The sequence below is a fragment of the Candidatus Methylomirabilota bacterium genome (genome assembly GCA_035936835.1).
Taxonomy (GTDB): Bacteria; Methylomirabilota; Methylomirabilia; order Rokubacteriales; family CSP1-6; genus AR37.
Genome location: DASYVT010000133.1, coordinates 1 through 11,265, shown reverse-complemented (window position 1 = coordinate 11,265; position 11,265 = coordinate 1). Strand labels below are relative to the sequence as shown.

The window sequence follows — 11,265 nt, the reverse complement described above, 5'->3', positions numbered from 1 at the left end:
GCCCCCGCGCCGTCGACGCTCACGATGCTGCCGCCGCCCGCGCCGACCTCGGCGATGTCGATGGCGGGCACGCGCAGCAGGAAGCCCCCGCCCTTGTTGAGCCGGCTACCCTGCGACATCGAGCCGCCGATCTCGAATTCGCCGGTGCGCTTGATCTCGTACCCCTCGATGATGGAGGCCTTCGCGGTCGTGCCGCCCATGTCGATGCTCAGCGCGTTGGGCGCGCCGATAGCGCGGGCGAGCGCGGAGGTGGCGATGACACCGGCGGCAGGCCCCGACTCGATGACGTGCACGGGGCGCTGGCGCCCGCCCTCGGCCGTCATGACGCCACCGCTGGACTGCATGATGAGCAACGTCGCCCGGGCCTCCAGCTTGCGCAGCTCGCCCTCGAGCGAGGCGAGATAGCGGCCCATCACGGGCATCACGTAGGCGTTGGTGACGGCGGTGCTCGTGCGCTCGAACTCGCGCATCTCGGGCAGGATCTCCGACGAGAGCGTGAGCGCTATGTGCGGCGCGCGCGCGCGGATCATCGCCCCCACCTGGGCCTCGTGGGTGGGATTGGCGTAGGCGTGCAGGAAGCAGACCGCGATCGATTCCACGCCCTCGGCGAGCAGGCGATCGATGGCGGCGGCCGCGCCCTCGCGGTCGAGCGGCGTGACTACTTCGCCGCGGTGATTCATGCGCTCGCGGATCTCGCTGCGCCACCGGCGGGGCACGAGGGGCGCGGGGCGCTCGAAGTCGAGGTCGTAGAGCCGGGAGAGGCGCAGGCGCCCGATCTCGAGCAGGTCGCGGAAGCCCTCCGTTGTCAGGAGGCCGGCGCGAGCGCCGCGGCGCTCGAGGATGGCGTTGGTGGCGACGGTGGTGCCGTGGATGATCTCGCCGATGTCGCGGGCGGGGATGCCGGCCAGGGCCGTCAGCTCCCGGACGCCCGTGATGATCGCCTCGGCGTAGTTGGCGGTCGTCGACAGCACCTTGCAGGTGCGCGCGACGCCGCTGGGCGATACGAGGACGAGGTCGGTGAAGGTGCCACCCACATCGACTCCCAGCCGATAGCTCATGCGGATCTCCCGATGCCCGCGAGCCCCCGCGGGAAGTAGATGACGAAGACCATGATCACGAGGCCCACCGCGACCAGGTTGTACACGACGCCGACGAAGCGCAAGCCCTCGTAGAGGCCGTAGAGCAGCAGCGCGCCGAGCACCGGGCCCCACAGCGTCCCGAGGCCGCCGAAGACCGCCATGCCGATGACCAGCGACGTCGTGGCCGCCGAGGCGACCGACGGGCTCACGAGCTGCACGTAATACGCGTAAAGGCCGCCCGCCAGCCCCGCGAAGCCCGAGCTCACCGCGAAGGCGAGGAGCTTGTACCGGGTCGTGTCGATGCCGAGAGTCTGCGCCAGGACCTCGTCCTCGCGGATGGCGCGGAACGCCTTGCCCGCGTTCGTGCGCTCGCAGAGCAGGTACATGACCGCGATGGAGACGGCCACGATGGAGACGACCACCCCATACATCGCCTGACGGTAGGCGAGCGCGGCGGCCGGAAGCCCCGAAAAGCTCCTGAAGTCGTGGATGCCGAAGGGGCCACCCGTGAGCGCCATCCAGTTCTGGGCGACGAGCCTGATGATCTCGGCGAGCCCGAGCGTCACGAGCGCCAGGTAGTGGCCGCGCAGCCGGAGGGCGGGGAAGCCGGTGAGGAGCCCGACGGCGGCGGCGATCGTCGCGCCGATGAGCAGGCCGAGCCACGGTGAGACGTCGGCGTGCTTGGTCGCGGCGGCGGCGGCGTAGGCCCCGAGCGCGAAGAAGCCGGCGTGACCGAACGAGATCTGCCCCGTATAGCCGCTCAGCAGATCCCAGCTTGCGGCCAGCAGCGCCCAGATCGCGGCCTGTGTCGCGATGGTGAGCACGAACGGATGCGGCAGCAGCACGGGCAAGAGGGCGGCGACGGCGGCGACCGCGAGCGGAAGCCCTCTCACGCGGCGGGTCATCGCGAGACGGCGCGGCCGAAGAGGCCGCGGGGCCGGAGCAGGAGCATCACGATCATCACGGCGAACGCGATGAGATTCTGCCACTGCGAGGGGATCACCATCACGGAGAGCGACTCGGCGATGCTGATGACGAAGCTCGCCACCAGCGCGCCCGCGGGGTTGCCCATCCCGCCGAGGATGGTGATGGCGAAGGCCTTGATGGTCAGCGGGAAGCCGACGGCCGGGTAGACATTGAAGAGCGGGGCCATGAGCGCGCCACCCACCCCCGCGAGCGCCACCCCCAGGGCCAGCGTGAAGGCAAAGATGCGCGGCAGGTTGATGCCCATCGCCTGCGCCGCGTCGGGATTCTGTGAGACGGCGCGCACGGCGAGGCCCTCGGGATGGAAGCGGAGAAACGCGAAGAGCCCCGTGAGCAGCAACGCCGCGACCCCGAGCACGAGGAGCCGCTGAAAGCTGACCGCGGTGACGCCCAGGTCGAGGATCCCGCTCACTTGCGGCGGCACCCGCAGATAATCGCCCCCCGCGATCGCCAGCAGGCTCGACTGAAGGAACGTGGACAGGCCGAGCGTGAGCACGAGATAGAGCGGCCCCTGTGGCCGCCCCCCGAGCCGCCGCTTGAGCGGGGCGATCAGGAGCGGATAGACGCAGAGCCCGAGCAGGAATGTCCCGACGGCCGCCCCGAGGATACCCATGGCGCCGGGCAGATGCAGGAGCACGACGGCCGTGAAGGCCAGATAGCCGCCGATGGCGAAGAACTCGCCGTGGGCGACATTGATGACGTCGAGCACGCCAAAGATCAGGCTGAGCCCGACGGCAAACAGCGCGTAGAGCCCCCCGAGGACCACGCCCTGGATGAGAAACTCGAGGAGCGATTCGAGCATCGTCGTGCTATGCCGCGTCTTCGCCGAGGTAGAGCCGCCGAATGCTATCGGAGGCGCGGAGCTCGGACGGTGTCCCGTCAAAGGCGTTCTGGCCGAGGTCGAGCACGAACACGCGGTGGGCAACGGCAAGGATCGCCTCGACGTTCTGCTCGACGATGAGGAGCGCGATGCCGTCGCGGTTGAGCGCCACGAGCGTCGCGTAGACCTCGTCGATGAACCGCGGGGCCAGCGCCGCCGACGGCTCGTCGAGCAGCAGGAGGCGCGGGCGAACGATGAGGGCGCGCGCAATGGCGAGCAGGCGCTGCTCACCCCCGGAGAGGGCGCCGGCGAGCTGGCGGCGGCGGTCGCGGAACAGGGGAAAGCGGGTGTAGACGTGGTCGATCGCGTGACGCTTGTCGGCGCGCGAGACGGTGTAGCCGCCGAGCACGAGGTTGTCGTGCACGGTCATCTCCGCGAACAACCCGCCCGCCTGGGCGAGGTAGCCGACCCCCAAGCGCATGATCTCGTCGGGCCGGCGCCCCGCGATCTCGCGACCGTCGAGCACGATGCGGCCCGCGGAGGGCGGGAGATAGCCGAACGCGGTCTTGAGCAGCGTGGATTTGCCGGCGCCGTTGGGCCCGATGATGCCGATGATCGCGCCGTCGGGAACCCGCAGCGAAGCCGACTGGAGGATCTCGAGCTTGCCGTACCCGGAGCGAACGCCCTCAAGCTCGAGCATCGTCGCTCCCGCGCTCCGCCCGTCCGAGCAGGGTCGCGATCACGCGCGGGTCGGCGCGGATCGCCTCCGGAGCCCCTTCCGCGATCTTCTCTCCGTGATCCATCACCACGATCTTGTCGCAGAGTCCCATCACGAACGGCATGTGGTGCTCGATGATCAGCAGGGTACGGCCCCGCGCGCGCAGATCGTTCAGCGTGTCAGCGATCTGGCGCCGGATCACGGGGTGCACGCCCGCGAGGGGCTCGTCGAGCAGCAAGAACTCCGGGTCGATTACCAGGTTCATCGTCAGCTCGAGCAGGCGCTGCTGGCCGATGGAGAGGGTGCCCGCGGGCGCATCGACGAGTCGCGTGAGACCCATGCGCGCGAGCCACTCGTCGGCGCGCGGCTCCCAGCCGCGGAGGCCACGCCCCATGGCGGCGATGGCGAGGTTCTCGCGGACGGGCAGGTCGCGGAAGATCTTTACGGACTGAAAGGTGCGGCCCACACCGCGGCGCGCGATCTCGTGGGTGGCGAGCCCGTCGATGCGCTCGCCGTCGTAGAAGATGGCGCCTTCGTCGGGCCGCAAGAGCCCGGTGACCAGGTTGAAGAGCGTGCTCTTGCCGGAGCCGTTGGGGCCGATAAGGCCCACCACGGTGCCGGGCGCGATCTCGAACGAGCAGGCGCCAACGGCGCGGAGTCCGCCGAACCACTTGCTGAGGCCGGCGAGGGCGAGCTTCGGCGGCGCTACTTCTTTTCCCACGCGTACGGGGGCACCGGCACGTACTTGCCGCCGGCGGCCGCCGCGACCGATTCGGGATAGATGGGCACCTTCTTGCCGCCCTGGATCTGCACGACCACGGTCTGGATGGGCATGCGGTGCCCCTCGGCCAGCGACGTGAACTTGCGGGTGCCCCACGCCGTCACGAAGGTGGTGCTCTCGAGGGCCGCCTGGATCTTCTGCGGGTCGAGGCTTCCCGATATCCGGATCGCCTCGATCAACACGAGGGTGGCGTCGTGCGCCTGCACCGCGAAGTTGGTCGCATCGGTGCCGGTCTTCTTCTTGTAGGCCGCCATCATCGGCTCCGACACCTCGGAGTACTTCGCCGGCCACCAGCGGTTGTTAACGATGGCGAGGTCAGTCTGCTTGACGTATTGGTCGATGAACGTCTGCGCGCTCACGGTCGCGCCCATGTGGGCCAGGACGGCCGGGACCTTGAGCTCATACCACTGGCTGAAGAGCACGGAACCGCTGGAGCCATAGATCTCGCCGATGATCGCCTGCGCGCCGGAGCGCTTGATCTTCGCGAACTGCGGCGTCAGGTCCGTCACGCCGCGGTCGACGAACTCGTCGGCGACGACTTCGGCGTCCTTGGCGTTGGCGGCGAACCACTCGCGCGCGATGCGGGAGAAGTCACGTCCCGCGTCGGTGTTTTCGTTCAGCAGCGCGATTTTCTTCGGCTTCACGTATTGCCCGACGGCGGCCGCCACCGAGCGCACGATGTCGTTGGCCGTGGGGCTGAGCTGGAAGACGTACTGCATCTTGTTCTGGGCGATCTTGTCGGGGATCTTGAGTGACGCCGAGCAGCAGGTGACCACCGGCGTCGAGCTTTTCTGGAACTCGTCCATCACGCGGATGAAGACGTCGCTGGAGAGAAAGCCCATGCCCACGTGGATCTTGTCGACGGTGAGTGCGCGCGTGACGACGTTGAGACCCACGTCGCCCTTGCCCTCGTCGTCGTACCAGATGACGCGAACCTTCATCGGCTTGCCGCCGACTTGGATCGTTCCCATCCGCTCTGCCGCGACCTCGGCGCCGGCCTTCATCTGCGCGCCCACGTCGGCGCTGATCCCGGAGATGGGCAGGAACGCGCCGAGCTTGACCTCGTCCTGAGCGCCCGCGCCGGGTGGGGCGGCGAGGAACGCCGCGAGGCCTAGCAGGAGCGACACGATTCCGATCACCGTGGGCTTGCGCATTTTCACACCTCCGCGTTGTGGAGCGACTGCCGGCGCGCCCGCGATTGCGATCACCGCGTTGGCCGGCGTAGGGTGGCGATCATAGCACACGGCCACCGGGTGCATCCGGTGCCGGCTACGGCTGGGTGCCGAGGTTCGCGATGTATGCCCGCGAGTGGTTGCGGTCCCTCGGTAGCGATAGCCCTGACCCCTAAGCCCAATCCATGTGCAAACGAGGGTAGTGGCTCCAACGGGCCACCCAGCCTGGTGGCAGGTCTGCTCACATTCCAGTTGTTGGGCTATCTTGCCCGCGAGCAAGGGACCACGTCAGTAAGATCTGGGCGAGATTCGGCATCGAGCGCTCAAGATTCGTCTGGAAGTGGGCCGCTGCTGTGTGGTCGGCGCCATCCGTGATTGCGCGCACCTCCAAGAACTGAAGTCCGCTGAAGCTTGCCGCGCGTGCTGCACCCGCACCTTCCCACGCGACGCATAGAGCCCCAGTCGCCTCTCGAAGTTCACGGGCTCTGGCCGGGTCGACGATGTCCTCATCACCGCTCGCGATTGCGCCGAAAAGCACTCGGAACTCCCGCCCGATCTGGCTGGCAGCGACGCGGAACTGGGCCAGGAGATGCGCATCAGCTGGATAGGACGGGAGCGGCTGGCGCACGAACCGAAGCTTGTAGTCGTGCTCGATCGTCGACATGCCGACAACGACGTCACCAAGCGCCACGTCGCCGTCAAGGCTGCCAGCCGCTCCCGCGCAGATCACAACCTGAAACTCCGCCCTCTGGTCGATCAGGTGTTGAGTCCGCACCGCGAGCTGGGTCTTTCCGTGTCCACCCACCGTGAACAGCAAGCGGAGCTCCTCGAAAACGTGGCACTCAAGCCTCCCAAGAGTCAATTTTCTCGGTTGGTAACCCGCCGCAACGAACCCGCCGAGTAGGGGTTCCAGCTCCTTGGCTTGCGGCACGACTACAAGAGCCGCTGTGACAGTCATCCGCTTAGGCGGGTAGCAGCCTCAGCCGCGCTTGAGCTTCGGCAGGAGCCGCGACGCTGCCTCGTCCACCTGGGCCAACTGGTCGCCGCCGGCGAAGCGCAGGGAGATGTGGCGCGCGCCCGCGTTGATCCAGCGCTGGAGCCACTCGACGCAGGCTTCGATCGGACCGGCGTAGGTCGCCTGGCGGGCCATGATCACGCGCGCCGGCGACCCGTAGTACCCCTCGAGGAAGCCGTGCAGTCGCTGCTCGGCGGCGGCCGTGTTCGCATCGAGGGCCAGCGTGACGTACGCCGCGCCGGTCACGGCGTCGGGCGCTCGGCCCGCCGCGCGGGCGGCCGCCTGCACGCGGGGGAAGTGCTCGGCGAAGAATTCCACGCTGGGGCCGGTGGGGAACCACGCATCGTACTTCGCGGCGTCGCGAAGCGCGGTGGGGCCGCTGCCGCCGATCCAGATGGGCGGCCCGCCCGGGCGATGCGGCTTCGGCTCCATCGTGATGTTCTCCAGCGTGAAGTGCTTGCCACTGAAGCTGACGCCGTCGCGGCTCCACAGCGCGCGACAGATTTCAAGCGTCTCGAGGTACCGTCCGACCCGGCGGTCCCACGGCACGCCGGCGGCCGCGAACTCCTTGCGGATGGGCGGCGCGTCGGCGGCGATGCCGACTCCTAAGATGACGCGCCCTTCGGCGATGCGGTCGAGCGTCGCCACGATCTGGGCGAGTACGACGGGGTTCCGCAGCGCCGGCAGGAGCACGCCCGTGCCGAGGCGCACCCGCCGCGTGCGCGCGGCGACGGCGGCCAGCAGGGTGAGCGGCTCGTGGCGCGGCCTGGCAATCAGCGAATCGCCGATCCACACGGAATCGAAGCCCGCGGCCTCAGCGCGCTCCGCCATGGTCAGCATCGGAGCCGTCTCCGGGCGGCCGGACATGACAGCCTCGCGGGTGGGAAGCAGCACGCCGAACTCGACCGCCATCTCGGCACCTCCTCTATCAGATAGGAAGACTTCATGTTTCGAATAACCCACGACGCCGCCGCGGCTTTGAGATCACAATGTGTGATCTCAAACGCAAGGCCCGATCCGGGCGCCGGCTAGGCTTCCTTCCAGGCGCTCGCGCTGTCGAGCGTGGCGGTCGCCTCCTCGTCCAGCTTGAGCTCGATGCCGCCTATCAGCTCCTTGAGCTGGACCACGGAGGTTGCGCTGGCGATCGGCGCGGTGATGCCGGGGCGGTGGGCGAGCCAGGAGAGCGCGACCTGCGCCGGCGTCGCGCCGACCTTGCCGGCCACCTTGTCCACCGCGGCGAGGACGGCGAAGCCGCGGTCGTTCATGTAGCCCTTCTGCACGTTGACGGCGCGGGCCGTCTTGGGCAGATCCGCGCCGGGGCGGTACTTGCCCGACAGGAACCCGCTGCCGAGCGAGGAGTACGGGATGACGCCCACGCCCTGCTCGAGACAGAGCGGCTCGAGCTCGCGCTCGTACTCGTCGCGGAATACGAGATTGTACTTCGGCTGGATCGACTCGTAGCGCACGTAGCCGCGCTTGTCGCTCTCCCAGAGCGCGCGCGTCAGCCGCCACGCGTGGTAGTTCGAGGCGCCGAGATAGCGCACCTTACCCTGGCGCACCAGGTCGTCGAAGGCGCGCAGCGTCTCCTCGAGCGGCGTGTCGCGATCGTCCCAGTGCGCCTGGTAGAGGTCGATGTAGTCGGTCTGCAGCCGCCGCAGCGAGGCCTCGACCCCTTCCATGATGTGCTGGCGCGAGAGGCCCGTGTCGTTCGGCCCCGGCCCCATCGGCCCCATCACCTTTGTAGCGATGAGCACCGCGTGGCGATTCTTGCGCGCCGTCATCCATATCCCGAGCGCGTTCTCCGACTCGCCGCCCTTGTTGCCCGGCGCCCAGCGGGAGTAGACGTCCGCCGTGTCGATGAAGTTGCCGGCAGCCTCGACGTAGGCGTCGAGCACGGCCTCCGACGCCTTCTGGTCCGTGGTCCACCCGAACGTGTTGCCGCCGAGACAAAGGGCGGATACTCGCAGCCCTGTCCGGCCCAGCTTGCGCATCAGCATGGTGAGTCTCCTTTGAATGCCACCGTATGTGCCGCTACGCGAGCGAGCCTACCACCATCCGCTCGTGAAGCGCGGAGAGGATCTCGTCAACGGTCGCGGACGCCCACATGGGGAAGAACGGCCCCTCCTGGAGCGCCCTCCAGTCGCGGATGAAGCTCTCCCACCGCTGCTCTCTGGTGTCGCCCGCACTTCTCGCCTGCATCGCGGCGGCCAGGCGCTCCTTGTGATAGATCGCCGGAAACTCGCTGTAGTGATAGAGGTACTGGAACTCCTTCGTGTAGAAGACCGCGACGGGGACCGACTGGTACGTCTGGCCGTCTCGCTCCCGGAGGAACTCGTTCACGATGTCGGCGTTCGGCGAGTCGGCCGGGTTCGCCCTCGGTTCGCGGCTGAACTTCTGCCCGTCGCGCGTGAAGATGCGCAGCTCCATCCTGCCGGTCTCTGCGATGCGCGCGAACATGGGCACGTCACGGCGGCAGTCCGACGACCACTCCTCCGAGATCACGAGGATCTTGGCGGGGCCGTCCGGCTGCTCCGCGAGCCACCGCATCGCGCCGGCCTGCGCCTCGCTGAGCTCGACGCGCCCGTGCCACTCGCGGCGATGCCCGCTGAAGTCTTTCCGCTCCGGCCCAAGCCACCATCCCGCCTCACGCGCGAGATTCTCGGGCGTGCCGACGTACTGAACGTACTGGTTGAAAGTCATGCCGCTGGCAAACCGTTCAGGCGTGACGGCGCTTTTCGTGCGATCCACGTGGATCTGCTCCTTTCGCAGGGCAAGAGCATAGGCCAAGCGGGGCTCCGCGAGCAACTGCTTGACGGGCCCGCGGACAGGTCGCAGTATCGCTGGCATGAATCGAATCCGAGCGATCGCGCTGGGCGCGCTGTTGACCCTGGGGCCGTGGTGCGCGTCCCTGTCGGCAGCGGCGCCCGAGGGCCAGATGACGTGGGCGGTCCATGTCTCGCTTGCGCCGAGCTGGTTCGATCCGGCTGAGACGCAGGGCGTGATCGTGCCATTCATGGTCCTCTACGCGCTCCACGATGCGCTCGTGAAGCCGATGCCCGGCCAGCCGATGGCGCCGAGCCTCGCCGAATCCTGGACCACCTCGCGCGACGGCCTCGTCTACGAGTTCGCGCTCCGCAAGGGCGTCACCTTCCACAACGGCGATCCCGTCACCGCCGAGGACGTGAAGTTCTCGTTCGAGCGCTACCGCGGCAGCTCGGCCAAGGCGCTCCACGAGCGGGTGGCGCGGGTCGAGGTCGTGGACGCCCACCGCGCCCGGTTCATCCTGAAGGCGCCCTGGCCCGATTTCCTGACCTTCTACGCGACGCCCGCCACGGGCGCTGCCTGGATCGTCCCCAAGCGCTATGTCGAGCGCGTGGGCGACGACGGCTTCAAGCGCGCGCCGGTCGGTGCCGGTCCCTACAAGCTCGTGTCCTTCTCACCCGGCATCGAGCTGGTGCTGGAGGCCAACGAGAGCTACTGGCGAAAAGTCCCGTCGGTGAAGCGGCTGGTGTTCCGCGCCGTGCCGGACGAGAGCACGCGGCTCGCGATGCTCAAGCGGGGCGAGGCGGACTTCGCGTACTCCATCCGCGGCGCGCTGGCGCAGGAGCTCGCGCGCACGCCCGGGCTCACGCTCAAGCCCGTCGCGGGCACGTTCACCGAGTGGCTGACCTTCACCGAGCAATGGAACCCGAAATCTCCCTGGCACGATCAGCGCGTGCGGCTGGCGGCCAGCCTCGCCATCAACCGCAAGGAGATCAACAACGCCGAGTACCTGGGCCACGGACGGCTCAGCGCCAGCATCATCCCGCGCGACTTCGCGTTCGCCTGGCCGGCGCCCGCCTACCCCTACGATCCCGAGCGGGCGCGGCGGCTCTTGGCGGAGGCGGGCTATCCGCGCGGCTTCGACGCCGTGGAGGTGGCCACGGACAACACGTACGCTCCCGTGGGCGAGGCGGTGGTGAACGACCTCCAGGCTGTGGGGATCCGCACGCGGCTCCGCGTGTTGGAGCGCGCCGCCTACCTCAACACGGACTCTGAGAAGGGCTTCAAGCACATGGTGCGCGTGGGGAGCGCGGCCGCCGGCAACGCCGCCACGCGCATCGAGGCGTTCGTGATCTCGGGCGGCATCCGCTCTTACGGGGGCTATCCCGACATCGACGGGCTCTACCGGGAACAGGCGCGCGAGATGGACGCGAAGAAGCGCGAGGCGATCCTCCACCGGATCCAGCAGCTCGTGCACGAGAAGGTCATGTTCGCCCCCATCGTCGAGCCGGTGCTTCTGAACGGGTTCGGCGCCCGCGTGGCCGAGCCGGGCTTAGGCCTCATCGTCGGCCACCTCTACTCGGCGCCGTACGAGGACCTGCGCCTGAAGAAGTAGCGCGCCGCGATCAGCCCTTCACTTCCAAGAGGGCGCCCAGCCCGCGGTGGAAGGTCGGGGCGCCGCCCGGCACCAGGCAGGTTTCGAGGACCTCGAACAGCTCCTCTTTCGTGGCGCCCAAACGGATCGCGCGCTCCATGTGCGCCACGAGGCCGGCCCGTTCCGCCCCGCGGAAGGCGAGGAGCGCGATGGCGACGAACTCGCGGACTTTCGCCGAGACGTGCTTGCCCTCTCCAAGCCCCAGCTCGTAGATCCGATTGTAGGTCTCAACGAATTCCGGGTCCTGCCGAGCCGCGAACTCCCACTCCGGGTAGATGT

12 protein-coding genes are annotated in these 11,265 nt (G+C 68.5%); 1 reads left to right on the top strand and 11 read right to left on the bottom strand.

What is annotated here, in order from left to right; genetic code table 11:
* The 10 genes from VGV06_11375 to VGV06_11330 form a co-directional block, all read right to left on the bottom strand.
* Window positions 1–1,058, bottom strand: a 1,058-nt coding sequence (locus VGV06_11375; GenBank protein HEV2055758.1) for a hydantoinase/oxoprolinase family protein, incomplete at its 3' end; no start/stop codon positions are given.
* Window positions 1,055–1,972, bottom strand: coding sequence for a branched-chain amino acid ABC transporter permease (locus tag VGV06_11370; GenBank protein ID HEV2055757.1), 918 nt, complete (start codon window positions 1,970–1,972; stop codon window positions 1,055–1,057). The genes VGV06_11370 and VGV06_11375, both read right to left, overlap by 4 nt.
* Window positions 1,973–1,980: 8 nt before the next feature.
* Window positions 1,981–2,865 carry a branched-chain amino acid ABC transporter permease gene (locus VGV06_11365; protein ID HEV2055756.1) on the bottom strand — a complete coding sequence of 295 codons (885 nt, stop codon included), beginning with the start codon at window positions 2,863–2,865 and terminating at the stop codon, window positions 1,981–1,983.
* A 7-nt stretch (window positions 2,866–2,872) separates the two neighbouring features.
* Window positions 2,873–3,583: an ABC transporter ATP-binding protein gene (locus VGV06_11360; GenBank protein ID HEV2055755.1), complete on the bottom strand. Its 711-nt coding sequence runs from the start codon at window positions 3,581–3,583 to the stop codon at window positions 2,873–2,875.
* Entirely contained in the window at window positions 3,570–4,322 is a 753-nt protein-coding gene (locus tag VGV06_11355; protein HEV2055754.1) for an ABC transporter ATP-binding protein, read from the bottom strand. The genes VGV06_11360 and VGV06_11355 overlap by 14 nt, the downstream gene beginning before the upstream one ends.
* On the bottom strand, window positions 4,307–5,536 hold the full coding sequence (locus VGV06_11350; protein ID HEV2055753.1) for an ABC transporter substrate-binding protein: 1,230 nt from the start codon (window positions 5,534–5,536) through the stop codon (window positions 4,307–4,309). The genes VGV06_11355 and VGV06_11350 overlap by 16 nt, the downstream gene beginning before the upstream one ends.
* A gap of 259 nt (window positions 5,537–5,795) precedes the next feature.
* A complete protein-coding gene (locus VGV06_11345; protein HEV2055752.1) occupies window positions 5,796–6,371 on the bottom strand; it encodes a 5'-methylthioadenosine/S-adenosylhomocysteine nucleosidase in 576 nt (191 codons plus the stop codon).
* 162 nt (window positions 6,372–6,533) lie between these two features.
* Window positions 6,534–7,481: an LLM class flavin-dependent oxidoreductase gene (locus VGV06_11340; GenBank protein HEV2055751.1), complete on the bottom strand. Its 948-nt coding sequence runs from the start codon at window positions 7,479–7,481 to the stop codon at window positions 6,534–6,536.
* Window positions 7,482–7,597: 116 nt separating this feature from the next.
* Window positions 7,598–8,566, bottom strand: a complete 969-nt coding sequence (locus VGV06_11335; protein HEV2055750.1) for an aldo/keto reductase — start codon at window positions 8,564–8,566, stop codon at window positions 7,598–7,600.
* Between the two features lie 34 nt (window positions 8,567–8,600).
* On the bottom strand, window positions 8,601–9,317 hold the full coding sequence (locus tag VGV06_11330) for a thioredoxin family protein (protein ID HEV2055749.1): 717 nt from the start codon (window positions 9,315–9,317) through the stop codon (window positions 8,601–8,603).
* A 97-nt stretch (window positions 9,318–9,414) separates the two neighbouring features.
* Between VGV06_11330 and VGV06_11325 the strand changes: the two genes are divergently transcribed.
* Window positions 9,415–10,947, top strand: a complete 1,533-nt coding sequence (locus tag VGV06_11325) for an ABC transporter substrate-binding protein (protein HEV2055748.1) — start codon at window positions 9,415–9,417, stop codon at window positions 10,945–10,947.
* 10 nt (window positions 10,948–10,957) lie between these two features.
* Here the strand turns inward: VGV06_11325 and VGV06_11320 are convergent.
* Window positions 10,958–11,265: carboxymuconolactone decarboxylase family protein (locus VGV06_11320; GenBank protein ID HEV2055747.1), on the bottom strand; the 308-nt coding region annotated here is incomplete at its 5' end.

Excerpts from the sequence above, each read along its gene's own strand:
- VGV06_11365 (HEV2055756.1), bottom strand. The coding sequence starts at position 2,865 with ATGCTCGAATCGCTCCTCGAGTTTCTCATCCAGGGCGTGGTCCTCGGG.
- VGV06_11360 (HEV2055755.1), bottom strand. The coding sequence starts at position 3,583 with ATGCTCGAGCTTGAGGGCGTTCGCTCCGGGTACGGCAAGCTCGAGATC.
- VGV06_11350 (HEV2055753.1), bottom strand. The coding sequence starts at position 5,536 with ATGCGCAAGCCCACGGTGATCGGAATCGTGTCGCTCCTGCTAGGCCTC.
- VGV06_11340 (HEV2055751.1), bottom strand. The coding sequence starts at position 7,481 with ATGGCGGTCGAGTTCGGCGTGCTGCTTCCCACCCGCGAGGCTGTCATG.
- VGV06_11335 (HEV2055750.1), bottom strand. The coding sequence starts at position 8,566 with ATGCTGATGCGCAAGCTGGGCCGGACAGGGCTGCGAGTATCCGCCCTT.
- VGV06_11325 (HEV2055748.1), top strand. The coding sequence starts at position 9,415 with ATGAATCGAATCCGAGCGATCGCGCTGGGCGCGCTGTTGACCCTGGGG.